We start from the raw sequence: 25,350 nt of genomic DNA, 5'->3' as shown, positions 1-25,350 counted from the left end.
CAGCCGAGGCCCTGTGGTGTTCGGCCTCGCCCTTGTGAACAATCGCTCAGGATCATGGCCTTGAGGCATACTGCGCCGACGTTTAAATCAGGGTCATCGACAGCATGAAAAAAGCCAACGCGTGGAGTCTAGCTCTGATCCCTTGTCTCGGCCTGTGGCTTGGCTCGGCACCGGTGTGGGGCGCGACTGCACCGCCCTTGAGCGAGGTGCGGGTGTTCAAGGTCGAGTCGGCGCGTTGCACCGAAACCATTCCCGAACGCGCGCAAGGCACGCAGATGTGTACCCACCGTGGGCCCACCAAGGTCTCGGTGATGGAAGTCGGCCTGGGCAACAACCCCGTGGGCCGCTTCGACGGTGCCGAGTTGAACGGGCAGCGCACGCCGGTGTGCCAGGTGGGCAGCGTCAGCGAGGTGTGCAACGGCGCTGGCACGTTGATGGGCTACATCTATGTATTCGACCTGAATGTCGAAGCCCAAGGCTGGTTTGAATACAGCAACTCGTCGATCAACGGCCCGCAGAACACCCTGAAGACCTTGCTCAATATCCGTTGATCCATTGCCGGGTACGCCACCGTTTTTGAGTTCCCAAGGGCAGGTCACTCAAAAAACGGTGGGGGCTTCAGACGCTTTCTGTTGCTCCGCGCTCAATGAGTTTCCAGGTCAATATATATTGCGGTCTTGTCACGCGATTGAGTGATCGAGGTTGGGGTGTTTGAAGGAGCATTGTCGATGGACACTCCCGTTGCGCCCGTCAGCTCCGAGATGCCTCGAACGGGAGGTTCACCGTCGTAGGTGAATACGTGGTCGCTACCGACTCTTGCCACCCATTTCTCCCCCGGGTTCATTGCCTGATCGTGCTCGATCACTTTGCTGGCGTAGAAGTTCATGTTTTTCAGTCGCCTGGTTTTTGGTTCAGCAGAGGGCACGTCAATCGCTTTGACTCGAATACCGTTCTTTCGCATGGTTAAAAGGAGATTCTTATTCGTATAAGGCTCATGCCCGAGGTGCGCACGGTCGATCAACTTTAAGTTCTGGCGCAGCGCGGGTGAGAACTCACCCGTTTCGAAAAATTTGTCCAAGTCGGGTTGAAGTGAATGTTCGAACCCTTCTGAATAATACGTGCTCACTTTGTTTGCCTTAAAGCGCTCGGCATTGTCGATAGAGAAGCGCAGCGCAGCAGACTGGCTATGATCCTCGCCGATAATCATGCCAGGTGACTTTTGATACACCGTATCAATGACGTCGCTTTGCGACGCGTTTTTGGGCAGATCTGAAAGTGTTGGACGGGCCTTTGTCTTTGCGCTTTTGTGATACGTGTCGGCATCTTGCTTAAGCCGTTTATCGATTTTTTCGGTCGTTTTCGATGAGTGAGGTTCTTCTTTGGTCGGGTAGTCGTAGGCGCCAGGATCAAACTCTTGAGCCCCGGAGTCTTTCTTTTGCCAAGGGAGTTTTATCCCTCCCTGCACGCGAACCGCTTCCCATGTCTCGTCTCCGGTATTGCGTACCGTCATCACGGGTTTGCGGGTGAATGGGTCGATAATCTCGACGGTGTCGCTGCCCAGTTTAAAGTTGCTCTTGATCTCAAATACCCGGGTGGTGTTTTCGTCAAAGCTCACTTTGATCAACCACCGGTCTTCACCGCGCGAGCCTTTGACGTAATAGACACCGTTGGCGTTTGGGGTGACGCCTGAGATCAGTTGTTCACCGTCCTCAACGGCGTAGTCCTTGATTTCATTCGACTCAATGCCAGGTTTAGGATTGGTGTGCGGTTCAATTTCATTTTCCGGCGCCGGCGCAGAGGGGGTTGTTTCGCTGCTGGGCGGCACGGCCTCCTCCTCGGGTATTGTCCGTGGAGGTTTGACTTCATCGACGACACCTTCGCCAGCACTGCCCCCTTTAAAGATACGAGGGGCTACGACCGACGCGGCATTGAATACGCCAAAGATGATTCGTTCATTGCCTTTGGGTTTACCTTTTATTTTATCGTCGATCCCTATACCCGTTGAGGTTGCCCCAACCGTCAGATAGAACACTCCCAGCGCCGCCTCGACCTCAGGCATCACTAAAGCCAGCGGGGCTAGGAACAGCGCAGCTTTCATGGCTTTGTCCACGAAGGCCAGGACATTTTTTTTATTGACGTCTGCATCAGTGGTTATTTCAGTGGCGGCATCTGCGTATGAGCGATCCTTTTGGCGCCTAGCGACTTCATCGAACGGCAGGTTGCTGGGCTCGGTCGTGATGAAATCCTGCGGGTCCCAGTACCCGGTAAATGCCCGATGGTCATAGGAAAACAACCCGCCAGGTGTTTCGCGTTTTTGCGGCCAAGTTCCCAGCCCGGCGAGGGTCTCGTCTATACCCGCTTGCGCGTAGCCGTTGGGCTTGTCCTTAAGGGGAAAGTGCGCGGCCATGGCTTCACGTTTAACCGGATCAGCCATTTGCCCGGCGAGCCATGTTTTCATTTCAGCCTGGCTACTGAAACTGTGAATGGGTGAGGAGTTCCCTGGTATGTAAAGCAGGGTCAGGGGAGGGATCTTGTTTCCGTTGGCGTCCAGTTTGACTTTGGTATCGGTGATGTACACAAGGTCGGTGGACTGATAGTTGCCAAGTTTTAGCAACCCAACTTCAATGTTAGGGTCCTTGGGTGGGTTCTTTTGCAGTTGTTCATACGTGATATCCGGCCATGACGCTTGGTTGTCTGGTAAACCTGCAGCCCGTATAGCCAGGTCCCGACCCTCGGCGGTCAGGCTTCCCTCCTGGTGCTGGGCCATGGCTGATTTGGCGAAAGATGCTTTGGCTATCGTCGGATATTGTTCTTTGTGACGGCTCCAGAACGTGTCCAGAAACGTCGTGTAGGGTGTCTGAAAGTCGGCCTTCCAAATCAGGCTCTTGAACTCTTTCGGCGTGATCGAACTTTGATTTCCACCGTTGTACACCGGCGCAGCTTCTTCAGCGGATTCAATGTAAATCCCTTGATAGGTGTGCGTGATGTCAGATTTTTCACTGTTTGGGTTAAAGCGGCTCGGGAAGTCAAACACGCCAGGCTTTTCGGTTTTTATGTCGGGCTTGACGATTACCTCTGGGCCGCCCGGGTAGTAGGGCACCAAGTAGCCTTTTCCTTCTGGGGTATCTTGTGCGTTCGTGATGAGCGCCTGGGTCAGGGAGATTCTTTTGATGACTTTTGCGGGATAAGGGGGCTCCCCCGTGGTGTTGTAATCGAACGTAACCAGAAAAGTGTTATCCGGGTCTATGTCCCACTTTTCCTTTTCGGCAGGTGACTGTGCCTTCGCGGCCATCTCGGCGAATTTTTTCTTGAGGAAGAGGGAGGCTTCTTGTGAGACGGTTTTGTACGACTCGTTAAGTTCCGTCGTGACGGGGTCGATGCTGGGGTTGGGGCCCACATTGGCGGGTACAGATACTTTCTGACCAGTTTCGATATTTTTGTCGGGTTCAGGGTTGTCACTGACACTGTTTTCCTGACTTGGATTTGAGTTGATAGCACGTTTGTCACGAGTGGGCGGGTGGGCGTTCTCTTGGTGAGATAACGCTGGCTCAGGAAAGATGCGTTGAGTGGGCGAGGTTGTAGCGTGGATGTGCATAGATGTCGTCCAGAAGTGTTTCTCGGTAATAAGCTCCTTTTGTGTGGCTGCGTAGTAAGAAGAGTTCCGGCACCTATATCAGCTTCTTCATCCTCTGAGGTACGACATTGCGCCGGCGAAATGGATCAATGTAACGGTGTTTAAGCGCTTTTCTGCTCCGCCGGCACATGCATGCGGTCGCGATTGGCCAGGGTCGGGAACAGCTTGATCCACGTCCCGGTCACGATCAGCGTGCCGATCCCGCCCATCACCACCGCCGGTACGGTGCCAAACCAGTGGGCAGTAATCCCCGACTCGAACTCGCCCAACTGGTTGGACGCGCCGATAAACAGGCCGTTGACCGCGCTGACCCGTCCGCGCATTTCATCCGGCGTCTCCAACTGCACGAAGGATGCACGGATGACCATGCTGATCATGTCCGCTGCGCCGAGTACCACCAGCACCGCCAATGAAAACCAGAACGAGGTGGACAGGCCGAACGCGATGGTCGCCACGCCGAACACGCCGACGGCGGTGAACATCACTCGGCCGACGTGGCGGTCCACCGAGAACCGCGCCAGCCACAACGACATCAACAACGCGCCCACCGCTGGCGCCGAACGCAACAGGCCCAGGCCCCAGGCGCCGGTCAGCAGGATGTCTTTGGCGAACACCGGCAATAACGCGGTGGCGCCGCCCAGCAGCACGGCGAACAGGTCCAGGGAGATGGCGCCGAGGATGTCCGGGCGGCTGCGGATAAAGCGGATGCCGGCCAGCAGCGAATCCAGGGTGGCCTTGCCCTTGTTGAGCGGGGTCTGGCGGGCGGGCAGGTTGAGGGTCAGCCCGCAAGCAATCAGGTACAGCACGACGGTGGGGCCGTACACCCACACGCTGCCAAACGCATAGAGCAAACCGCCGAGGGCCGGGGCGACGATGGTTGCCAGTTGCTGGGCCGACTGCGACGACGCCACCGCGCGCGGGAACAAGGCGCTGGGCACGATGCTTGGCAGCAGCGCCTGGGTGGTGGGCATTTCAAAGGAGCGTGCGGCGCCGAGCAGGAAGGCGAGGATAAAGATCATCTCGCGGGTGACGTTGCCGGTCAGGCCGCCAATGGCCAGGGACAATGCGATCAACGCCTGTACGGTCTGGCAGATGGCCGCGACCTTGCGCCGCTCATAGCGGTCGGCCACATGCCCGGTGTGCAGCATGAACAGCACGCGCGGGACAAATTCCACCAGGCCGACCAAACCCAGGTCGAGCACGTTGCCGGTCAGTTGGTAGAGGTTCCAGCCGATGGCCACGGTGAGCATCTGGAAACCGCTGGCGGTGAAGATGCGCGCCAGCCAGAACGCGATGAAAGGGCGGTGGTGACGCAACAGCAACGCGGGTTCACTAGGCATCGGGAGTTCAGGTCAGGGCCGGAGGAGAGGCCGAGATTAGCATTAAGTTGTAACAGATAGTTGCTGAAACTGAGCTGAGGCAGTCTGTCACGCGGCAAAAGACCACGCCGTCCTACATTGAAAATGGGACTACTCTTTCAGCAATGCTTGATCCAGATCAAAACCTCCCCAGGGATTGCTCTGGCGGCCGAAAGGCCAGATTCCCTACGTGGTTGGTTAAAAAAAGAACGAAATGAAATTCGCCAGACTCCATATCCGTGGGGGCAGTGGGTGCAGGCTCCCGCCAGCAGCCGGTATTACCTGACAGAGGAAGACTTATGTTCGGTTTGGAGGCGCTAGATCTCGCCCGAATTCAATTCGCGTTCACCATCTCATTCCACATCCTGTTCCCGGCGATCACCATCGGCTTGGCCAGTTACCTTGCGGTGCTGGAAGGCCTGTGGCTCAAGACCCACAACGACACCTACCGCGACCTCTACCATTTCTGGTCGAAGATCTTTGCCGTCAACTTCGGCATGGGCGTGGTGTCCGGGTTGGTGATGGCCTACCAGTTCGGCACCAACTGGAGCCGCTTCTCGGACTTCGCTGGCGCCGTCACCGGGCCGCTTCTTACATACGAAGTGCTCACGGCCTTCTTCCTTGAGGCCGGTTTCCTCGGGGTGATGCTGTTCGGCTGGAACAAGGTGGGGCGCAAGCTGCACTTTTTCGCCACGGTGATGGTGGCCGTCGGGACGTTGATCTCCACCTTCTGGATCCTTGCGTCCAACAGCTGGATGCAGACGCCCCAGGGTTTCGAAATCATCGACGGTCGAGTCATTCCGACCGATTGGCTGGCGGTGATCTTCAACCCGTCCTTCCCGTATCGCCTGGCGCACATGGCCACGGCCGCGTTTGTGGCCACCGCGTTTTTCGTCGGTTCCTCGGCCGCCTGGCACTTGCTGCGCGGCAAGGACAACCCGGCGATCCGCAAAATGCTCTCGATGGCGATGTGGATGGCCCTGATCGTTGCGCCTATCCAGGCGGTGATCGGTGACTTCCACGGCCTCAATACCCTGAAGCACCAACCGGCGAAAATCGCCGCGATTGAAGGCCACTGGGAAAACAAAGGCAACGAGCCGACCCCGCTGATCCTGTTCGGCTGGCCGGACATGAAAGCGGAAAAGACCAAGTACGCCGTCGAAATTCCGTACTTGGGCAGCCTGATCCTCACCCACTCCCTGGACAAACAGGTGCCGGCCCTCAAGGAGTTCCCGCCTGAGGATCGCCCCAATTCGACCATCGTGTTCTGGTCGTTCCGGGTCATGGTCGGCCTGGGCTTCCTGATGATCTTCACCGGTCTGTTCAGCCTCTGGCTGCGCCGGGGCGACAAGATGTACACGTCCAAGCCGTTCCTGTACCTGGCGCTGTGGATGGGCCCATCGGGGTTGATCGCGATTCTCGCCGGTTGGTTCACCACTGAAATTGGCCGTCAGCCGTGGGTGGTCTACGGGCTGATGCGCACGGCGGATGCGTCCTCCGGGCACAGCCTGGTGCAGATGACCATCACCCTGGTGTTGTTCGTGGTGGTGTATTTCGCGCTGTTCGGTGCCGGTCTGGGCTACATGATGCGCCTGGTGCGCAAAGGTCCGCAGACCCACGAAGGCGATGAGCCGACCCACGGTGGTCCTGGCCAGAAACGCACGCCAGCCCGTCCTCTGTCTGCCGCGGATGATGGCAGCGAGCATGACTCTCCATCACGGCAGCACACCGACATCCAGCACAAGGGGCATTGAGATGGGTATTGATCTTCCGCTGATCTGGGCCGTGATCATCATCTTCGGCATCATGATGTACGTGGTCATGGACGGCTTCGACCTGGGTATCGGCATCCTCTTTCCGTTTATCCCGGGCAAGACCGACCGTGACGTGATGATGAACACCGTCGCCCCGGTGTGGGACGGCAACGAAACCTGGCTGGTCCTCGGCGGCGCGGCGTTGTTCGGCGCGTTCCCGCTGGCGTATTCGGTGGTGTTGTCGGCGCTGTACCTGCCGCTGATCCTGATGCTGATCGGCCTGATCTTCCGTGGCGTGGCCTTCGAGTTCCGCTTCAAGGCCAAGGACGACAAGCGTCACCTGTGGGACAAGGCGTTTATCGGCGGCTCGCTGGCGGCGACGTTCTTCCAGGGTGTGGCGCTGGGGGCCTTTATCGATGGCATCCCGGTGGTGGATCGCCAGTTCGCCGGCGGCTCGCTGGACTGGGCGACGCCGTTCACGATGTTCTGCGGTGTGGCGCTGATCGTGGCCTACGCGCTGCTGGGCTGCACCTGGCTGATCATGAAGACCGAAGGCTCGTTGCAGGAAAAGATGCACAACCTGGGGCGGCCGTTGGCCTTCGCGCTGTTGGCGGTGATTGGCATTGTCAGTATCTGGACGCCGCTGGCGCACCCGGAAATTGCCGCGCGCTGGTTCACCCTGCCAAACCTGTTCTGGTTCCTGCCGGTGCCGATCCTGGTGCTGGTGACCCTGTACGGCCTGATCCGCGCCGTGGCGCGCAATGCGCACTACACGCCGTTCTTGCTGACGCTGGTGCTGATCTTCCTCGGCTATAGCGGTCTGGGGATCAGCCTGTGGCCGAATATCATCCCGCCGTCCGTGTCGATCTGGGATGCCGCCGCGCCGCCGCAAAGCCAGGGCTTCATGCTGGTGGGCACGCTGTTTATCATCCCGTTCATCCTGGGCTACACCTTCTGGAGCTACTACGTGTTCCGCGGCAAGGTCACCCACGAAGACGGTTATCACTAGGAGGGTCGTTCCATGTCCGGCAAACCTTCGTTGCACGAGATTGAACAGGCCGAGAAACAGCCACTGTGGCGGCGCCTGGGGTGGTTGGCGATGATCTGGACCGGCAGCGTGCTGGCCCTGTTTGTCGTGGCCAGCCTGATGCGGATGTTCATGAATGCGGCAGGCCTGAGCACACACTGACATCCCAACACCGGGCTTGATAGCCCGGTCTTTCAACCCTGCCCCTCGCAAGAGCGGCAGGGTTTTTTTATTTGCGCGCCTTGAGGATCACAAATTTTGGCGTGGTGGCGACTTGCTCTACGCCGCGAAACAGCCGTGCCAGCTTGGTGTGATAACCCAAGTGGCGGTTGCCGACTATATAAAGGGCGCCACCCACCACCAACGTTTCCCGTGCCTGCTGGAACATGCGCCAGGCGAGGAAGTCGCCGACCACTTGCTGCTGGTGGAACGGCGGGTTGCACAGCACCACGTCCAGGGAATCGGGCTCCTGGCCGGCGAGGCCATCGGCGGCGCGAACGATCACCTCACGTTGGCCGAGGGCGGTTCGCCAGTTCTCCTGCGCCGATTGCACGGCCATGTAGGACTCGTCCACCAAGGTGTACTGTGCGTCGGAGTTTTGCAGGGCGCTGGCAATCGCCAGCACACCGTTGCCGCAGCCCAGGTCCGCCACGCGGGCACTGCCGAGGTTTTTCGGCAAGTGCGGCAGGAAGGCACGCGTGCCGATATCCAGGCCTTCGCGGCAAAACACGTTGGCATGGTTGAGCAGTTCGATGGCTGGCGTGTCCAGCGTGTAGCGGGTTGGGTAGGGCGAGACCGCCAGGGGCCGATCCTCAACGGTGGCGATCAACAGTCGTGCTTTTTTTACGGCGAGCGAGGCGTGCATCGGCCCGATATAACGCTCCAGCAACTCCCCGGCGGCCCGTGGCAAGTGCTTGATCATCGCCCCAGCGATGACTTCGGCGCCTGGGGCCAGTTGGCCTTGCAGGCGGATCAGTTGTTCTTCCAGCAGCGCCAAGGTTTTTGGGACACGGATCAGGACCCGGTCAAAGGGCCCGCTCGGCACCTGGCTGGCATGTATGAACTGCACCGCATCGAAGGCCTTGCCGTTGCGCGTCAGGTTCTTCTCAAGCCCCTGGGCCGCGAGGAACGAGTCGCCGCTGGAGGTCACCTGCACCCGGCCTTCCAGGCTGGCAGCCAGGGCACCAAAGCTGTCGTTGAGCACCAGCACGCGGGTGGCGGCGCTCGGTTGCTGCTGCGCCAGATGGCTGAGCAGGTACTCGTCGGCGGCATCGAAGGCTTGCAGCGGATCGTTGTGTTGTTCTGGCTGGCGGATCAGATCGAGCTGGGCGAAGGGGCTTTCGAGCAGGGGCATGGCGGGGGAGGCTCTGGGTAATCGATGGGTGTTCGGCAATGGGCGACCAAACCGTCTGAGTGAACTGCGAGGCGACACCCGGGGGCTGCGTCATCACTCAGAATTGGCGGTAAATGTTACGTTTTTTCCGGCGCGATTACATGCGGTGTTTCTACATAAGCTAGAAAAGCCCGGCTCTGGATGCACAGAGAACCGCGGCGATCTTGTTTGTAACGCCGAGCTTCTTGAGAGCGCTGCTGATGTGAAAGCCCACTGTGCGCGGCGAGATCGAGATAATGCTGGCGATTTCTTCCGCGGTCTTGCCCATGCCTGACCATTTGAGAATTTCCGTTTCTCGTGCTGTCAGCGTGCAAGGGGCATTGATACTGGACTTGTCCGCATATTGCTGTGCAACGGCAGCGTGCATGGCATGGCACAGCCACAATACGTTGCCGGCCTTTTCATACAGTTCCTGGGGGCTGACTTCACCGCTACTGCGCCCCAGCGTCAGCATGCTGTAGACACCCTGGAAATCGTGTACGGGTTGTGTCCATGCCTGATGCACCCCAAACGATTGGGCCAGTGACCACAACCCAGGTGCGGCACTGAAGGCCTTCTCTTCCCATACGATAGGCAGGACGCAGCGTTTGCAGTGGGCAACTACAGGGTCTACGTCAAAGAAATGCGCTTGTTGATAAAGATTGCTCCATCCATTTGGATAGTTGTTGATGTGGATCGGTTTGGTTGTGTTGTTGGGTAGTTGAGAGCTCATTGTGAAAGAACAGTATTGGAAGCCGAGTTCATGGATATGGTGGGTGACCATGTCAAAAATTGCTTCGATCTCGCTTTTATCTTCCAGTTTGGGGAGCCGAGTGTTACGCCAGTTCACCATTAGTAAATCTCCATGGGTTTCTGCGTGGCTTGGGTACGTCCTGATCCCAGTGCTGCACGAAAATTAGTGTAGGACATGACTTACCTGATTAAGTGAAAAAAATGTCACTGTCCGCCGAGTTGTACACAGCTTGTTTTTGTACGCGGAGCAGTTTTTTGTATAGATACCGAGCAGGCTGATGATTTTTTATTGAATTTAAGGGATTGTAGGTAGTATCAGGATGATGGCGGTTACATGGTGCATATCATCTAGCGGTCAATTGGAAGTGTGTTAATAGCTAAATAATTAGTCGGAACTAAGGCCATCGATTTTCGGATAACGGTCATGGCAACTCGACATGCTTCCCCCGCGCGTGGAAAGCAAGCGCTTTAGCTCGCGACAATGCCAGTACAAATCAACGGTGTTTGCGCACACGGCTTTGAGCGACACTAGGCGCCTGTGTAAAACGGAGTTCCCCATGACGGCCAGTGCTGAGAAATTTACCCGGCAGACCTTGCTCGACGTGCAATCGCTGACCCCCAGCCTCTTCACCCTGCGCACCACCCGCGACCCAGGCTTTCGTTTCACCGCCGGCCAGTTCGTACGCCTGGGTGTGACCAAGGCGGATGGCAGCACCGTATGGCGCGCTTATTCCATCGTGTCGTCGCCATTTGATGAGCATCTGGACTTCTTTTCCATCGTCGTCCCCGGTGGTGAGTTCACCAGCGAGCTGAGCCGCTTGCAGGTGGGCGATACGTTGATGGTGGAACGCCAGGCCACAGGCTTCCTGACCCTGAACCGTTTTGTCGACGGGCGTGACCTGTGGCTGTTGGGCACGGGTACCGGGGTGGCGCCGTTCCTGTCGATCCTGCAGGACTTCGAAGTCTGGGAGAAGTTTGAGCGCATCATCCTGGTGTACAGCGCCCGGGAGGCCAAGGAGCTGGCGTACCAGTCACTGATCAAGACATTGGGTGAGCGCGAATACCTGGCCGAGTACGCGCACAAACTCACCTACATCCCCATCGTCACCCGCGAGCAGCACCCGGGCGCCTTGAACGGGCGCATTACCACGCTTATCGAAAATGGCGAACTGGAGCGCGCCGCAGGCGTTGAGCTGGCCCCGGAACATTCCCGGGTGCTGATTTGCGGCAACCCGCAGATGGTCGATGACACCCGCCAGTTGCTCAAGCAGCGCGATATGCAGCTGAGCCTGAGCCGACGCCCGGGCCAGGTGGCGGTGGAAAACTACTGGTAATAAAAAAGGCGCCTCAAGCAGGCGCCTTTTTCAAACCCGTTCCGGTTAGAGCGGTTTGTCGTTCTGTGCCTTGAGCAGATCGCGGATCTCACCCAGCAACACTTCTTCCTTGGTCGGCGTCGGCGGCAGGCTTGGCGCCACGGCCTCTTCACGCTTCAGGCGGTTGATCGCCTTCACACCCATGAAGATCGCAAACGCGACGATCACAAAGTCGATCACGCTTTGGATGAACTTGCCGTACGCCAGCACCACCGCAGGCACGTCGCCTTGTGCGGCCTTGAGCGTTATCGCCAAGTCACCAAAGTCCACGCCGCCGATCAACAGACCGATGGGTGGCATCACCACGTCGCCTACAAACGAGGAAACAATTTTGCCGAAGGCTGCGCCGATGATGATACCGACGGCCATATCGACCACATTACCTTTGACCGCGAAGGCCTTGAACTCACTGATCACGCCCATAGGTTATTCCTTGTTACAGATGAGAAGGGTGGAGGTCAGTGTAAGTCAGTCGTAGAGGGCTTGCGCGACACAACTGTTAACACTGTTAGGTTTTATCGACACATTAAATCGCAAATAGTTTGCAAAGTGCCATCAATCGCGCGCGAATTACTCGTCATTTCAACGGCTTACCACATTTTTTTCTCAATCGGCCCGGTGGTGTTTTTCTATTTATCTTCTGGCGCTCGGGTCACTAGCCTCTGGCAAGCACAACTGAATGTGCACTAAAAAAACCAGAGGAAACCTCGATGAAGAACCCAATGATTCGCGGGCCTGTGTCAGCGCGATCCGTGCTGGTGCTGGTGACCGCCAGCCTGCTGTCCCTGTCGGTGCAGGCCGCCAACCTGACCCGCGATAACGGCGCTGCCGTTGGCGACAACCAGAACTCGCAAACCGCCGGCGCCAACGGCCCGGTACTGCTCCAGGACGTGCAGCTTATTCAAAAGTTGCAACGCTTTGACCGTGAGCGCATTCCCGAGCGCGTGGTGCATGCCCGTGGCACGGGCGCCCACGGTACCTTCATCGTCACCGATAACCTCAGCGACCTGACCAAGGCCAAGGTCTTCGCCGCAGGCGAGGCGACCCCGGTATTCGTGCGTTTCTCGGCCGTGGTCCACGGTAACCATTCCCCGGAAACCCTGCGCGACCCACGCGGCTTCGCCACCAAGTTCTACACCGCCGAAGGCAACTGGGACCTGGTTGGCAATAACTTCCCGACGTTCTTTATCCGTGACGCCATCAAGTTCCCGGACATGGTCCATGCCTTCAAGCCGGACCCGCGCACTAACCTGGATGACGATTCGCGCCGTTTCGACTTCTTCTCCCATGTTCCCGAGGCCACCCGTACATTGACCGAGTTGTACTCCGACTCCGGTACCCCGGCCAGCTATCGTGAAATGGACGGCAATGGCGTACATGCCTACAAGTTGATCAATGCCAAGGGCGAAGTGCACTACGTCAAGTTCCACTGGAAGAGCCTGCAAGGCATCAAGAACCTTGATCCCAAGCAAGTTACCGAAGTGCAGGGGCGTGATTACAGCCACATGACCAACGACTTGGTCACCCATATCAACAAAGGCGACTTCCCCAAGTGGGACTTGTACGTGCAAGTGCTCAAGCCGGAGGATCTGGCCAAGTTTGACTTCGACCCACTGGACGCCACCAAGATCTGGCCGAACGTTGCCGAGCGCAAAGTCGGGCAGATGGTGCTGAACCGCAACCCGGCGAATGTGTTCCAGGAAACCGAACAGGTGGCCATGGCCCCGGCCAACCTGGTGCCGGGTATCGAGCCCTCGGAAGACCGCCTGCTGCAAGGCCGGGTGTTCTCCTACGCCGACACCCAGATGTACCGCTTGGGCGCCAATGCCCTGCAACTGCCGATCAACGCGCCACGGGTGACCGTCAACAACGGCAACCAGGATGGCGCGATGAACTTCGGCAAGACCACCAGCGGCGTGAACTATCAGCCAAGCCGCCTGCTGCCACGGGAAGAGCCGCAAGCCGCGCGCTATAGCCAGTCGCCACTGGCGGGCAGCACCCAGCAAGCGAAGATCCAGCGTGAGCAGAACTTCAAGCAGGCGGGCGATCTGTACCGTTCCTTCAACAAGAAAGAGCGTCAGGACTTGATCGAAAACTTCGGCGGCTCCCTGGCCACCACCGATGACGAGAGCAAGCACATCATCCTGTCGTTCCTCTACAAGGCAGACCCTGAGTACGGCACAGGCGTGGCCAAGGTCGCCAAAGGTGACCTGGCGCGCGTGAAGGCGCTGGCAGACAAACTGACGGACTGATCCGTCGGTCACGGCTGGCACCCTTGATCGGGCGCCGGCCTTTGGCAGGAGAGCACCCATGCGTATTTCCATAGGACTGCTGTTGGCCATGCTGGCCTTTGTCGCCCATGCCGAGGCTCCCGAGCCTGCGGCGCTCAAGGCGCAGTTGCAGGACTACTATTTCGACGCGGCCCGCCGTGGCGATCTCGACATGCTCAACACCTTCATCGACTCTGGCTACAGCCTCAATACCCAGGACGACAAGGGCTACACCGCGCTGATCCTGGCGGCGTATCACGGCCAGGGCCCATTCGTGGAGCGCCTGCTCGCTGCCGGCGCCGACGCCTGTGTGCAGGACAAGCGTGGTAACACTGCGCTGATGGGCGCGATCTTCAAGGGCGAGATGAAAATCGCCCAGCGCCTGCTGAGCACCGACTGCAACCCCGACCAGCGCAATGGCGCCGGGCAGACGGCGGCCATGTACGCCGGTTTGTTCAAGCGCCTTGAGCTGTTGGACGAGCTGAAAGCCAAGGGCGCTGATCTCAACGCAGAAGACCCCGTCGGCAACAGCGCTTCACGCTTGGCCAGCGGTGAAATCCGGACCCCGGCGTCGCGCTGAGCTATCATCGCGGTTTTTCGGTTGGAGGTTCTCAAATGGCAAAGGCCAAGCGCATGTACGGCTGCACAGAGTGCGGCGCGACCTTTCCCAAGTGGGCCGGCCAGTGCGGCGAGTGCGGTGCGTGGAATACCCTCACTGAAACCATGATCGAAAGCGGCGGCGCCGCAGCGCCTACCGGGCGTGCGGGTTGGACCGGGCAGCAGGCGCAGATCAAGACGCTGGCCGAAGTCAGCGTCGAAGAGATTCCGCGGTTTTCCACCGCCTCCGGTGAGCTGGACCGCGTCCTCGGCGGTGGCCTGGTGGACGGCTCGGTGGTGCTGATCGGTGGCGACCCCGGCATCGGCAAATCGACCATCCTCCTGCAAACCCTGTGCAGCATTGCCAGCCGCATGCCGGCGTTGTACGTCACGGGGGAAGAATCCCAGCAACAAGTGGCCATGCGCGCTCGTCGCCTGGGCTTGCCCCAGGACCAACTGCGGGTGATGACCGAAACCTGCATCGAAAGCATCATCGCCACGGCGCGGATCGAAAAGCCCAAGGTCATGGTGATCGACTCGATCCAGACCATTTTCACCGAACAGCTGCAATCGGCGCCGGGTGGCGTCTCCCAGGTGCGTGAAAGCGCAGCCCTGCTGGTGCGCTATGCCAAGCAAAGTGGCACGGCGATCTTCCTGGTCGGGCATGTGACCAAAGAGGGCGCGCTGGCCGGGCCTCGGGTGCTGGAGCACATGGTGGATACCGTGTTGTATTTCGAAGGCGAGTCCGACGGCCGCCTGCGTTTGCTGCGGGCGGTGAAGAACCGCTTTGGGGCGGTCAACGAACTGGGGGTGTTCGCCATGACGGACCGGGGGCTGAAAGAAGTCTCCAACCCATCGGCGATTTTCCTCACGCGCGCCCAGGAAGAAGTCCCCGGCAGCGTGGTGATGGCAACGTGGGAAGGCACCCGGCCAATGCTGGTGGAAGTGCAGGCGCTGGTGGATGACAGCCATCTGGCCAACCCGCGCCGCGTGACCTTGGGCCTGGACCAGAACCGCCTGGCGATGTTGCTGGCGGTGTTGCATCGCCATGGTGGCATTCCGACCCACGACCAGGACGTGTTCCTCAACGTGGTGGGCGGGGTCAAGGTGTTGGAGACCGCGTCCGACCTGGCGTTGATGGCGGCGGTGATGTCCAGCCTGCGTAACCGGCCGTTGCCGCACGACCTGCTGGTGTTTGGTGAAGTGGGCCTGTCGGGAGAGGTGCGCCCGGTGCCGAGTGGCCAGGAGCGGTTGAAAGAGGCGGCCAAGCATGGCTTCAAGCGGGCAATCGTGCCCAAGGGCAACGCGCCGAAGGAGTCGCCGCCGGGGATCCAGATTATTGGCGTGACACGGCTGGAACAGGCGTTGGATGCGTTGTTCGAATAATCAGTAACACTGCAAAACCAATGTGGGAGCGGGCTTGCTCGCGAATGCGGTGTATCAGTTGATACCTGTGTCGACTGACACACCGCATTCGCGAGCAAGCCCGCTCCCACAGTTGATTTGTGTTGTTTGTTATGTCTCCAGCAAGGCCGCCAACTCCCGGTGCAGCTCTTCCTCATCGCCAAGGTTCAACTCGATCAACCTTCGCAAGTGGCTGATCGAATCCAGGTCAATGTGCTGGCACACAAACCCCAATTGCCCATTGTCCTCATGGGTCAGCCGCACTTGCATCTTGATCGGGGTCTTGGGGTCCAGGCGTATATCGACATCGAACGGTAAGGCCTTGTTGCCCTTCCAATCTTCGGGTCTTTGCACCAACAAACCCTTTAACGACAAATCCACCAATTGCACCGGCCATTCCCGGCCGTTTTGCCGAAGTTCGGTCTTGGCATCAAAGGCGATCCGGCGGAAACGACGGCGATCAGACGCTTGCTCGGTCATGGTGAAACCCTCTGGAGATAGGGGGATTGTAGCCCTGCGCCATCATTGGCCCGATATTTCTGCTTTTTTTGCCCACAGAAGGCTCTAGACCAACGTAGGGGGGTGGTCTTTAAAGCCAACAGCGCTAAACTCGGAACGGCTGTCCTTTCTGTCCACCCTGGCTGGAATATAAAAATGAAAAATAATAATAGCCTGCTACGCCACCTACCCTGGCTGGTGCTGGCAATCGTAGGAGCGTGCGCCCTTGGCGTAGTGGCCTTGCGCCGCGGCGAGGCGATCAACGCCTTGTGGATTGTGGTCGCTGCTGTGGCCATCTACCTGGTCGCATACCGCTACTACAGCCTGTTCATCGCGAATAACGTGATGCAACTCGATCCACGGCGGGCTACCCCCGCAGTGATCAATAACGACGGTCTGGACTATGTGCCGACCAACAAACACATCCTTTTCGGTCACCACTTTGCGGCGATTGCCGGTGCAGGCCCCCTGGTCGGCCCGGTGCTGGCGGCGCAAATGGGCTACCTGCCCGGTACGCTCTGGCTGATTGCCGGCGTGGTGCTGGCCGGTGCGGTGCAGGACTTCATGGTCCTGTTCCTGTCCACCCGTCGCAACGGCCGTTCCCTGGGGGATATGGTGCGCGAAGAGATGGGCCGCATTCCGGGGACCATCGCGCTGTTCGGCTGCTTCCTGATCATGATCATCATCCTTGCGGTGCTGGCGCTGATCGTGGTCAAGGCCCTGGCCGAGAGCCCATGGGGCATCTTCACGGTGATGGCGACCATCCCGATCGCGATGTTCATGGGCATCTACATGCGCTACATCCGCCCGGGCCGCATCGGCGAGATTTCGATCATCGGCGTGCTGTTGCTGCTGGGTTCGATCTGGCTGGGCGGGCAGATTGCGGCTGATCCTGTGTGGGCCAAGGCTTTCACCTTCACCGGCATTCAAATCACCTGGATGCTGATCGGCTACGGTTTCGTCGCCGCGGTGTTGCCGGTGTGGCTGATCCTGGCGCCGCGTGACTATCTGTCTACCTTCCTGAAAATCGGCACCATCATCGCCCTGGCCATCGGCATCCTGGTCACCATGCCAGACCTGAAAATGCCGGCACTGACCCAGTTCATCGACGGCACTGGCCCGGTGTGGAAGGGCGGCCTGTTCCCGTTCCTGTTCATCACCATCGCCTGTGGCGCGGTCTCGGGTTTCCATGCACTGATCTCCTCGGGCACCACGCCCAAGTTGCTGGCCAACGAAAGCCATGCGCGTTACATCGGTTACGGCGGCATGTTGATGGAGTCGTTCGTGGCCATCATGGCGATGGTTGCCGCTTCGGTGATCGAGCCAGGTGTGTACTTCGCCATGAACAGCCCGGCTGCGGTGGTCGGTTCTGACGTGGTGACCGTGGCGCAAACCGTCAGCAGCTGGGGCTTTGCGATTACGCCAGAGGCGCTGTCGGCCGTGGCCCACGACATCGGTGAAACCACCATCCTGGCCCGTGCCGGCGGTGCGCCGACGCTCGCGGTAGGTATCGCGCAGATCCTGCACAGTGTGCTGCCGGGTGAAAACACCATGGCGTTCTGGTACCACTTCGCGATCCTGTTCGAAGCGCTGTTCATCCTTACGGCGGTTGACGCCGGTACCCGTGCCGGTCGCTTCATGCTGCAAGACCTGCTGGGTTCCTTCGTGCCGGCGCTGAAACGCACCGAGTCGTGGACCGCCAACCTGATCGCGACCGCAGGTTGCGTGGCGATGTGGGGTTACCTGCTGTATCAAGGCGTGATCGACCCACTGGGCGGCATCAACACCTTGTGGCCGCTGTTCGGTATCTCCAACCAGATGCTGGCAGGTATCGCGCTGATGCTGGCGACGGTTGTGCTGATCAAAATGAAACGCCAACGCTACATCTGGGTGACCATGCTGCCAGCCGTCTGGCTGCTGATCTGCACCACCACCGCAGGCTTCATCAAGCTGTTCGACGCCAACCCGGCGATTGGCTTCCTGTCGCTGGCGAAGAAGTACAGTGATGCCCTGGCCAACGGCCAGATCCTCGCTCCGGCGAAGAGCATCGACCAGATGCAGCACGTGATCTACAACGCGTACACCAACGCAACGCTGACGGCGATGTTCCTGTTCGTGGTGTTCAGCATCCTGTTCTATGCGCTCAAGGTCGGCGTCGCCGCCTGGGGCAACAAAGAGCGTACGGATAAAGAAGCCCCGTTCCAGGCCCAGCCGGACGCGTGATAGAGGATTGCAGCCATGTTCAATGACATCAGTCGCCTCGGTAAATACCTCGGTCAGGCCGCGCGCCTGATGGTCGGCATGCCCGACTACGACACGTACGTCGAGCATATGCAAACCAAGCACCCGGACAAGCCGATGATGGACTACAAGACGTTCTTCCGAGAGCGTCAGGAAGCCCGTTACGGTGGCAAGGGTGGGCCTAAATGCTGCTAACCCGGTAGTCCGGGCTGGCGGTGATCCCATGTGGGAGCGGGCTTGCTCGCGAAAGCGGTCTGTCAGTTGATGTATGTGCTGGCTGACACACTGCTTTCGCGAGCAAGCCCGCTCCCACATTTGTTTTGTGTTCCTTCAGTTATCAGGAGATCAGTTTTGTCCTCTCCCATCCCGGTCACCATCCTCAGCGGCTTCCTCGGCGCCGGCAAGACCACCTTGCTGCGCCACCTGCTCAAAGCCGAGCACGGCCTGAAAATCGCCGTGATCGAAAACGAATTCAGTGACGCCGGTATCGACACCCAGCTGTTGGGCGATGAACCGGTGCAAGTCATGACCCTGTCCAACGGCTGCGTGTGCTGCACCATCCACACCGACCTGACCAAAGCCCTGTACCTGCTGCTCGAACGCCTGGACAGCGGCGAGATCGCCTTCGATCGCCTAGTGATCGAGACCACCGGCCTGGCCGACCCGGCACCGGTGGCGCAGACCTTTTTTATCGACGAGGAACTGCGTGAGCGCTACATTCTCGACGGCATCATCACCCTGGTGGACGCGGCCCACGCCGAGCATCACCTGACCCAGACCATCGCCCAGGCGCAGATCGGCTTTGCCGACCGCCTGCTGGTGAGCAAGCGTGACTTGGTGGATGAAGCCACCTTTGACGCCCTCAGCGAGCGCCTGACCCGCATCAACCGTCGCGCGCCGATTCGCGTGGTGGACCACGGCAACATCGACCTGGCCGAATTGCTCGACGTACGTGGCTTCAACCTCAATGCCGGCATGAGCCTGAGACCGGTCAGCAAGGCGCCGTCTATCGACCGTATCTCCAGCCTGGTGCTGCGCACCGACCAGCCGCTGGATATTGACCGGCTCAGCGAGTTCATGAACGAGCTGCTGGAAGATCACGGCAAGCAACTGCTGCGCTACAAGGGCGTGCTGAACATTGCCGGGGAAGACCGCCGGATGGTGTTCCAGGGTGTGCTCAAGCTCTACGGTTTCGATTGGGATACCGAATGGGCCGAGGGCGAGGCGCGGGAGAGTGTGATTGTGTTTATTGCCGATGAATTGCCGGAAGACAAGATTCGCGACGGCTTTGCAAAGGTTTACCAATCCTGAATTGAAATCCGATCCACTGTGGGAGCTGGCTTGCCTGCGATAGCGGTGCATCAGGCACTGATGGGCTAACTGAAAGTCAGCTATCGCAGGCAAGCCAGCTCCCACATTTGATTGCATTTCAGCTTGAGAAAGCAGTGTTTTCAGGCACAAAAAAGCCCGGCTCAAGAGCCGGGCTTTTCATTCAAGCTACTGCAATCAAGCGCCGTACACCGGCAGCTTCTTGCAGATGGCCTTGACCTTCTCACGGACCGCGTCGATCACGGCTTCGTTGTTCAGGTCAGCCAGGATGTCGCAGATCCAGCCAGCCAGTTCCTTGCACTCTGCTTCCTTGAAGCCACGAGTGGTCACAGCCGGGGTACCGAAGCGCAGGCCGGAGGTGACGAACGGCGAACGTGGGTCGTTCGGCACGGAGTTTTTGTTCACGGTGATGAAGGCTTTGCCCAGGGCAGCGTCAGCATCTTTACCGGAAATGTCCTGCTTGATCAGCGACAGCAGGAACAGGTGGTTTTCAGTACCGCCGGACACCACGTCAAAACCGCGCTCGATGAACACGCTGGCCATGGTCTGGGCGTTCTTCACCACTTGTTGCTGGTAGGTCTTGAACTCAGGCTGCAGTGCTTCCTTGAAGCAGATCGCCTTGGCAGCGATCACGTGCTCCAGCGGGCCACCCTGGGCGCCTGGGAATACGGCGGAGTTCAGCTTCTTCTCGATGTCGGCGTTGGCGCGAGCCAGGATCAGGCCGCCACGTGGACCGCGCAGGGTCTTGTGGGTAGTGGTGGTCACTACGTCAGCGTAAGGCACTGGGTTCGGGTAGACGCCAGCGGCGACCAGACCGGCCACGTGGGCCATGTCGACGAACAGGTAGGCGCCAACCTTGTCGGCGATAGCGCGGAAACGTGGGAAATCCAGGATCTGCGAGTAGGCAGAGAAACCGGCCACGATCATTTTCGGCTTGTGTTCAACTGCCAGGCGCTCGACTTCGTCGTAGTCGATCAGGCCGTTGGCATCGATACCGTATTGAACGGCGTTGTACAGCTTGCCAGAGGAGGAAACGCTGGCGCCGTGGGTCAGGTGACCGCCGTGGGCCAGGCTCATGCCCAGGATGGTGTCGCCGCCTTGCAGCAGGGCCAGGTACACGGCGCTGTTGGCTTGGGAGCCGGCGTGTGGCTGGACGTTGGCGTAATCGGCGCCGAACAGTTCCTTGGCACGGTCGATGGCCAACTGCTCAACCACGTCGACGTACTCGCAACCGCCGTAGTAGCGCTTGCCTGGGTAGCCTTCGGCGTACTTGTTGGTCAGAACCGAACCCTGAGCCTCCATGACCGCTGGGCTGGTGTAGTTTTCCGAAGCGATCAGCTCAATGTGCTCTTCCTGGCGCACGGCTTCTTGCTCCATGGCGGCAAAGAGATCGGCGTCGTACTTGGCAATAGTCAAATCACGGCTGAACATGGCGGTCCTCAAGGATCGGGGGCAGAAAAGGAGGGCATTCTAACCCAATGGGTTTTAGATGGCATATGAAAGGACATCATGTCGCGGACAAGTGGGGCTCATCTGGGGATGGGCGGTGGCTGTGAGGGCCTCTTCGCGAGCAAGCCCGCTCCCACATTCGACCGCATTTCAAAGTTGGAACTCGGTCAAGTGTGGGAGCGGGCTTGCTCGCGAAGAGGCCAGCAGCCTCACCACAAAGTCTCAGTCGAACATGAACAGCGCATCATTGCTGAACTGCGCCTCAAACCGATTCGCCGGCATCGGCCGTCCGAACAGATACCCCTGCACCTCATCGCAACCATGCTCACGCAGGAAGTCCAACTGCTCATGGGTCTCCACACCTTCGGCGATCACCGCCAGGTTCAGGCTGTGGGCCATGGCGATAATGGCGCGGGCGATCTGCGCGTCCTGTTCGCCAGACGGCAGGCCATCGACAAAGGTGCGGTCGATCTTCAACACGTCGATGGGGAATTGCTTGAGGTAGTTGAGCGACGAATAGCCGGTGCCGAAGTCGTCTACGGCAATGCTCAAGCCCAGGTTTTTCAGGCTGTCGAGGATATGCATGGCTTCGTTGACTTCGCGCATCAGGATACTTTCGGTCAGCTCCAGCTCCAGGCACGCCGGAGGCAGGCCGGTGTCTTCAAGGATGCTGGCGATGCGCTCGCCCAGTTGGCCGTCGGAGAACTGCCGCGCCGAGATGTTCACCGAAACTTTCGGCACGCGCACCTTGTTCTGGTGCCATGTCTTGAGCTGGCGGCAGGCCTCGCTGATGACCCAGTCGCCCACGTCCACCACCAGGCCCAATTCTTCCAGCACCGGGATAAAGTCCCCCGGCGGCACCAGCCCGCGACGCGGGTGACGCCAGCGCAGTAGGGCTTCGGCGCCGGTCAAACGTTTGCCATCGCCGCTGAACTGCGGCTGGTAATAGAGCACGAATTCGTTCTGGTCCAGGGCGTGGCGCAGGTCGCTTTCCAGCTCCAGGCGTTCCAGGGCGCTGGCGTTCATGTCGGCCTGGTAGAACTGGAAGTTGTTCTTGCCGCGTTCCTTGGCGTGGTACATCGCGGTGTCGGCGTTTTTCATCAGCTGGCTCAGCTCGTTGCCGTCCTGCGGGCTGAGGGCGATACCGATACTGGCCGTGACAAAGAACTCGCGACCTTCCAGCACAAACGGCTTCACCAGGCTGGCGAGGATCTGCTCGGCCACGTGGATTGCGCGGTTCAGCGCCATTTCGCGGCTGATGCGCGGTTGCAGCAGCAAGGTGAACTCGTCGCCGCCCATGCGCGCCACGGTGTCGTCTTCGGCGACGCAACCGAGCAGGCGCGTGGCCATTTCCTTGAGCATGCGGTCGCCGGCGGCGTGGCCCAGGGAGTCGTTGATCGGTTTGAAGCGGTCAAGGTCGAGGAACATCAGCACCACCCACGACTTCTGCCGTTCGGCCGACTGCAACGCGGTGTGCAGGCGGTCCTGGAACAGCGTGCGGTTGGGCAGGTGGGTCAGGGCGTCGTAATAGGCCAGGCGGTGGATGCGCTGCTCGCTGGCCTTGCGCTCGCTGATATCGCTGAAGAAGCACACGTAGCTGGCCAGGTCGCCTTCGTCGTCGAACACGGCAGTGATGCCGACCCACGCCGGGTAATGCTCGCCGTTGCGGCGCTTGAGCCACACTTCGCCTTCCCAGGTGCTGTGCTGGTGCAACTGCTTGAGCACGTAGCGCAGATGGGCTTCCTGCTGCTCGTCGACGGTGAGCATGTTCGGTAACTGGTCGAGCACATCGGCGACGCTGTAGCCACTGACGCGGCTGAACGCGTCGTTGGCCTGCACGATGTAGCCGGCGGGGTCGGTGATCAGGATCGCCGAGGTGGAGTGTTCGAATACCGTGGCTGCCATGCGCAGGTCTTTCTCGGCGCGGCGTTGCTGGCTGATGTCGCGGCCGACGCCGAGGATGCCTTCGAACGTGCCGTGTTCATCCCACACCAGCACCAGGCGCAGCTCGATCGGCACTTTGCGCCCGTCGGCGCGCAGGCAGTCAAACAGGAACAGCTGGGTTTGCGCTTCGTCGCGCAGCTTGGCCAGCGCCTCGCTATCGCCGAGGGCACGGCTGACCTGTTCCACCAGGCTATAAATGCCGGTCAGCTGTTGCGGGTTGGCGATGATCGACTGCCAGCCGTTCTTGAACACCCAATCCACGTCATAGCCCAGCACTGCACTGACCGACGGGCTGATGTAGTTGAGGGCCAGTTGGCTGTCGGTGGAGCAGATCACGTCGCTGATGCTTTCGGCGAGCATGCGGTAGCGCTGCTCGCTGTCGCGCAGGGATTCGCTGGCTTCGATCTGGTCGGTGATGTCCTTGGCCACGCCGATGATGCGCGTGACTTGCGCCGCCTTGTCCCGGGCCAGGGCCTGCTCGCGGATATCGAAGCGACGCCACTGGTTATTGCGGTGACGGAAGCGCAGCTGGCATTGCAACTGCGTCGAATAGCCGGCCTGGCGCTGCTGTTGGCGCAGGTCGTGGTAATGCTCGGCGTCTTCGGGATGGAGCAGGATTTCCCAGAAGTACTCGCCCATTTGCTGCAATTCGGCCTTGTTATAGCCGAGGGTGTGGCCCAGGTGGTGGTTGCTGAAAATCATGCGCTGGCTGATCACGTCCTGCACATACAGGTGGTCGGGCACGGTGCGTACCACGTCCGACCAGAAACTCTCGCGCTCCACCAGCGACAGCTCGATCAGCTTGCGGCTGGTGATGTCGCTGATGCTCAGGATCACGGCCTTGAAGTCGTCCTGCTGCTCCGGCAGGCGCATCACCAGCCACAGGTATTGTTCGTTGCCGGCGACGTCGTTGAGCTGGATTTCCAGTTCCAGTTGCTTTTGCTCGGTCAGGACCGCTTCGAGCACCTGGTAGCCGATGGCCGTGGCATTGCGCGGGCAATCGTCGATCAGGCGTTCCCAGGCCTCTTCGCACGAGCTGACGTTGAGCAGGCGCACCGCGACCTGATTGACCTCGGTGATGCGCAGTTCCCGCAGCAGTTGCTGGCGTTGCTCGCGGTTGCCTTGCAGCCAGTCGCGCAGTTGTTCGCGGGTTTGCAGCCTGGCCTTGTCGAAGAACGCGTTGAGCCCGGACAGGTCGAGCACGCACAGGGCCACGCCGGTGCCTTCGAAAATATCCTGGTAGCGCCGGCGGCCCTCGTGCACCTGACGCTGGCGGCGGCGCATGTTGACCAGCACGAGCACCGGGATCAGCGAGAACGCCAGGCCCAGCAGGCACTTGCCGATGAACGCCGGCAGCAGTTCTTCCAGCACGGCGGTGCGGTCGAACAGCCCGCGCAATTGCCAGTCGCTTTTGCTCAGCGGGGTAACCAGCACGCTTTTGTTCAGTTCGTCCGGGGTCAGCGCCGACGCCCATTGCGCCGGCATGCCGCTGTCACGGCTGACCACGCGGTGGTTCAGGCGGTTCTCGATGGCCCACATCGGCCGCTGGCCCTGGCCGTCCTGGCGGGTCAGGTTGACCAGGTAGTTGGGCGCCAGGCGCAGCGCCCAATAGACCCGTGAGCCGCCGCTGGGCTGGTGCAGCAACAGGTAGATGATCGTGCCGTCGCTGCTGTTGCTCAGGTAATAAGGCTGGGAATGGCTGCGCTGCACCAGCTCTTCAAGCCAGGCCGCGTCCTGGCTGTCGCTGGCGCTGTCACTGATGATGGCGCCGCTGGGAGCGAGCAGGGCGATGCTGCGCAGCTCCGGCAGGGAACGCTGCAGCGTGTGCATCAGCGCTTGCTGTTGTTCGTTGTTGCGCGGCGGCTCGACCATCGGCAGCAGATTCAGGGCGATTTTTGCGCTCAGGGCCATGTTCAGGCTGATCTGCTCAGCCAGGTCGGCGCTGTAGTCGATGGTGTATTGCTGCTGATTTTTCTGGTTTTGCTGCAACTGGTCCAGCAACTGCCAGAACAATAAAGCGAGCAGCATGAGGACAAGCGTCGCCAATGCGCCTTTCAAGGTGCCGTGCAGGGGTGCTCCCGGCGCTATATGAGCGGCGCGCAGAGGAGTGGGCGGCGTGACTTTGGACAAGCTGTGATCCTGCGGGTTGGCTGGACTGGCGTGCGACACGCACTATAAGCCGGACGCCGAAGGGCGGCTAGCATGCCTTGAGTTGTGGCAAAGTGCCAGCCCCGCTTGGCTGGACTGACCAAGCGCATTCAGGTAGCTTTGCCGGTTACGCGAGGGCGTTCCAGCCCCAGACATTCAGGCTTTTTTCCGCACGCAGGCATTGATTATCGTCAACGGC

The 25,350-nt window shown here is 59.6% G+C and carries 19 protein-coding genes; 11 read left to right on the top strand and 8 right to left on the bottom strand.

Features of this window, described 5'->3' with window-relative positions; all coding sequences use genetic code 11:
• Window positions 1-104: 104 nt before the first annotated feature.
• Window positions 105-551 carry a DUF4879 domain-containing protein gene (locus DBR46_RS21485; RefSeq protein ID WP_124527807.1) on the top strand — a complete coding sequence of 149 codons (447 nt, stop codon included), beginning with the start codon at window positions 105-107 and terminating at the stop codon, window positions 549-551.
• Between the two features lie 92 nt (window positions 552-643).
• Here the strand turns inward: DBR46_RS21485 and DBR46_RS21480 are convergent, their stop codons facing one another.
• Together DBR46_RS21480 and DBR46_RS21475 are read right to left on the bottom strand one after the other, a co-directional pair.
• A complete protein-coding gene (locus DBR46_RS21480; RefSeq protein ID WP_256659350.1) occupies window positions 644-3,595 on the bottom strand; it encodes a membrane-targeted effector domain-containing toxin in 2,952 nt (983 codons plus the stop codon).
• 140 nt (window positions 3,596-3,735) lie between these two features.
• A complete protein-coding gene (locus DBR46_RS21475; RefSeq protein WP_124527806.1) occupies window positions 3,736-4,974 on the bottom strand; it encodes an MFS transporter in 1,239 nt (412 codons plus the stop codon).
• A gap of 317 nt (window positions 4,975-5,291) precedes the next feature.
• Here DBR46_RS21475 and DBR46_RS21470 point away from each other — a divergent pair, with 317 nt between their 5' ends.
• From DBR46_RS21470 to DBR46_RS21460, 3 genes are read left to right on the top strand one after another with little or no spacing between them, the layout of a single operon-like run.
• Window positions 5,292-6,746, top strand: a complete 1,455-nt coding sequence (locus DBR46_RS21470) for a cytochrome ubiquinol oxidase subunit I (RefSeq protein ID WP_124527805.1) — start codon at window positions 5,292-5,294, stop codon at window positions 6,744-6,746.
• A 1-nt stretch (window position 6,747) separates the two neighbouring features.
• Complete coding sequence (cydB, locus tag DBR46_RS21465) at window positions 6,748-7,755, top strand: cytochrome d ubiquinol oxidase subunit II (protein ID WP_124527804.1); 1,008 nt, start codon at window positions 6,748-6,750, stop codon at window positions 7,753-7,755.
• A 12-nt stretch (window positions 7,756-7,767) separates the two neighbouring features.
• A complete protein-coding gene (locus DBR46_RS21460; protein WP_017737410.1) occupies window positions 7,768-7,935 on the top strand; it encodes a DUF2474 domain-containing protein in 168 nt (55 codons plus the stop codon).
• 67 nt (window positions 7,936-8,002) lie between these two features.
• Here DBR46_RS21460 and DBR46_RS21455 read toward each other — a convergent pair whose 3' ends face one another.
• Both DBR46_RS21455 and DBR46_RS21450 read right to left on the bottom strand, forming a co-directional pair.
• Window positions 8,003-9,127, bottom strand: a complete 1,125-nt coding sequence (locus DBR46_RS21455) for a methyltransferase (RefSeq protein ID WP_124527803.1) — start codon at window positions 9,125-9,127, stop codon at window positions 8,003-8,005.
• A 160-nt stretch (window positions 9,128-9,287) separates the two neighbouring features.
• A complete protein-coding gene (locus tag DBR46_RS21450; RefSeq protein WP_124527802.1) occupies window positions 9,288-9,998 on the bottom strand; it encodes a LuxR family transcriptional regulator in 711 nt (236 codons plus the stop codon).
• A 457-nt stretch (window positions 9,999-10,455) separates the two neighbouring features.
• Here DBR46_RS21450 and DBR46_RS21445 point away from each other — a divergent pair, with 457 nt between their 5' ends.
• Entirely contained in the window at window positions 10,456-11,232 is a 777-nt protein-coding gene (locus DBR46_RS21445) for a ferredoxin--NADP reductase (protein ID WP_124527801.1), read from the top strand.
• Window positions 11,233-11,277: 45 nt separating this feature from the next.
• Here DBR46_RS21445 and mscL read toward each other — a convergent pair whose 3' ends face one another.
• Window positions 11,278-11,694 carry a large-conductance mechanosensitive channel protein MscL gene (mscL, locus tag DBR46_RS21440; RefSeq protein WP_017737414.1) on the bottom strand — a complete coding sequence of 139 codons (417 nt, stop codon included), beginning with the start codon at window positions 11,692-11,694 and terminating at the stop codon, window positions 11,278-11,280.
• A 287-nt stretch (window positions 11,695-11,981) separates the two neighbouring features.
• On the opposite strand from mscL, the gene katB reads away from it, so the two are divergent.
• Genes katB through radA form a run of 3 tightly spaced genes read left to right on the top strand, consistent with a single transcriptional unit; the run spans window position 11,982 to window position 15,524 of the window.
• On the top strand, window positions 11,982-13,523 hold the full coding sequence (katB, locus tag DBR46_RS21435) for a catalase KatB (RefSeq protein ID WP_124527800.1): 1,542 nt from the start codon (window positions 11,982-11,984) through the stop codon (window positions 13,521-13,523).
• Window positions 13,524-13,581: 58 nt separating this feature from the next.
• Entirely contained in the window at window positions 13,582-14,121 is a 540-nt protein-coding gene (locus DBR46_RS21430) for an ankyrin repeat domain-containing protein (protein ID WP_124527799.1), read from the top strand.
• 35 nt (window positions 14,122-14,156) lie between these two features.
• Entirely contained in the window at window positions 14,157-15,524 is a 1,368-nt protein-coding gene (gene radA / locus DBR46_RS21425) for a DNA repair protein RadA (RefSeq protein ID WP_017737417.1), read from the top strand.
• A 129-nt stretch (window positions 15,525-15,653) separates the two neighbouring features.
• On the opposite strand, the gene DBR46_RS21420 is transcribed toward radA, so the two are convergent.
• Window positions 15,654-16,022 (bottom strand): PilZ domain-containing protein, encoded by a 369-nt coding sequence (locus DBR46_RS21420; protein WP_124527798.1) that lies wholly within the window; start codon window positions 16,020-16,022, stop codon window positions 15,654-15,656.
• 174 nt (window positions 16,023-16,196) lie between these two features.
• Here DBR46_RS21420 and DBR46_RS21415 point away from each other — a divergent pair, with 174 nt between their 5' ends.
• The 3 genes from DBR46_RS21415 (at window position 16,197) to yjiA (ending at window position 19,592) form a co-directional block, all read left to right on the top strand.
• Complete coding sequence (locus DBR46_RS21415) at window positions 16,197-18,263, top strand: carbon starvation CstA family protein (protein WP_124527797.1); 2,067 nt, start codon at window positions 16,197-16,199, stop codon at window positions 18,261-18,263.
• 15 nt (window positions 18,264-18,278) lie between these two features.
• Window positions 18,279-18,476 carry a YbdD/YjiX family protein gene (locus tag DBR46_RS21410; protein WP_017737420.1) on the top strand — a complete coding sequence of 66 codons (198 nt, stop codon included), beginning with the start codon at window positions 18,279-18,281 and terminating at the stop codon, window positions 18,474-18,476.
• A gap of 156 nt (window positions 18,477-18,632) precedes the next feature.
• Complete coding sequence (gene yjiA, locus DBR46_RS21405) at window positions 18,633-19,592, top strand: GTPase (RefSeq protein ID WP_124527796.1); 960 nt, start codon at window positions 18,633-18,635, stop codon at window positions 19,590-19,592.
• Window positions 19,593-19,787: 195 nt separating this feature from the next.
• Here yjiA and glyA read toward each other — a convergent pair whose 3' ends face one another.
• Window positions 19,788-21,041 (bottom strand): serine hydroxymethyltransferase, encoded by a 1,254-nt coding sequence (gene glyA / locus DBR46_RS21400; protein WP_017737423.1) that lies wholly within the window; start codon window positions 21,039-21,041, stop codon window positions 19,788-19,790.
• A gap of 240 nt (window positions 21,042-21,281) precedes the next feature.
• Window positions 21,282-25,133 (bottom strand): bifunctional diguanylate cyclase/phosphodiesterase, encoded by a 3,852-nt coding sequence (locus tag DBR46_RS21395; protein WP_124527795.1) that lies wholly within the window; start codon window positions 25,131-25,133, stop codon window positions 21,282-21,284.
• Window positions 25,134-25,350: the final 217 nt, after the last annotated feature.

Origin of the sequence: Pseudomonas sp. KBW05 (assembly GCF_003852405.1) — a bacterium.
In the GTDB taxonomy this organism is placed as follows: Bacteria; Pseudomonadota; Gammaproteobacteria; order Pseudomonadales; family Pseudomonadaceae; genus Aquipseudomonas.
This window is presented reverse-complemented; position numbering and strand designations above follow the sequence as displayed.

Excerpts from the sequence above, each read along its gene's own strand:
- DBR46_RS21485 (WP_124527807.1), top strand. The coding sequence starts at position 105 with ATGAAAAAAGCCAACGCGTGGAGTCTAGCTCTGATCCCTTGTCTCGGC.
- DBR46_RS21480 (WP_256659350.1), bottom strand. The coding sequence starts at position 3,595 with ATGCACATCCACGCTACAACCTCGCCCACTCAACGCATCTTTCCTGAG.
- DBR46_RS21475 (WP_124527806.1), bottom strand. The coding sequence starts at position 4,974 with ATGCCTAGTGAACCCGCGTTGCTGTTGCGTCACCACCGCCCTTTCATC.
- DBR46_RS21470 (WP_124527805.1), top strand. The coding sequence starts at position 5,292 with ATGTTCGGTTTGGAGGCGCTAGATCTCGCCCGAATTCAATTCGCGTTC.
- cydB (WP_124527804.1), top strand. The coding sequence starts at position 6,748 with ATGGGTATTGATCTTCCGCTGATCTGGGCCGTGATCATCATCTTCGGC.
- DBR46_RS21460 (WP_017737410.1), top strand. The coding sequence starts at position 7,768 with ATGTCCGGCAAACCTTCGTTGCACGAGATTGAACAGGCCGAGAAACAG.
- DBR46_RS21455 (WP_124527803.1), bottom strand. The coding sequence starts at position 9,127 with ATGCCCCTGCTCGAAAGCCCCTTCGCCCAGCTCGATCTGATCCGCCAG.
- DBR46_RS21450 (WP_124527802.1), bottom strand. The coding sequence starts at position 9,998 with ATGGTGAACTGGCGTAACACTCGGCTCCCCAAACTGGAAGATAAAAGC.
- DBR46_RS21445 (WP_124527801.1), top strand. The coding sequence starts at position 10,456 with ATGACGGCCAGTGCTGAGAAATTTACCCGGCAGACCTTGCTCGACGTG.
- mscL (WP_017737414.1), bottom strand. The coding sequence starts at position 11,694 with ATGGGCGTGATCAGTGAGTTCAAGGCCTTCGCGGTCAAAGGTAATGTG.
- katB (WP_124527800.1), top strand. The coding sequence starts at position 11,982 with ATGAAGAACCCAATGATTCGCGGGCCTGTGTCAGCGCGATCCGTGCTG.
- DBR46_RS21430 (WP_124527799.1), top strand. The coding sequence starts at position 13,582 with ATGCGTATTTCCATAGGACTGCTGTTGGCCATGCTGGCCTTTGTCGCC.
- radA (WP_017737417.1), top strand. The coding sequence starts at position 14,157 with ATGGCAAAGGCCAAGCGCATGTACGGCTGCACAGAGTGCGGCGCGACC.
- DBR46_RS21420 (WP_124527798.1), bottom strand. The coding sequence starts at position 16,022 with ATGACCGAGCAAGCGTCTGATCGCCGTCGTTTCCGCCGGATCGCCTTT.
- DBR46_RS21415 (WP_124527797.1), top strand. The coding sequence starts at position 16,197 with ATGAAAAATAATAATAGCCTGCTACGCCACCTACCCTGGCTGGTGCTG.
- DBR46_RS21410 (WP_017737420.1), top strand. The coding sequence starts at position 18,279 with ATGTTCAATGACATCAGTCGCCTCGGTAAATACCTCGGTCAGGCCGCG.
- glyA (WP_017737423.1), bottom strand. The coding sequence starts at position 21,041 with ATGTTCAGCCGTGATTTGACTATTGCCAAGTACGACGCCGATCTCTTT.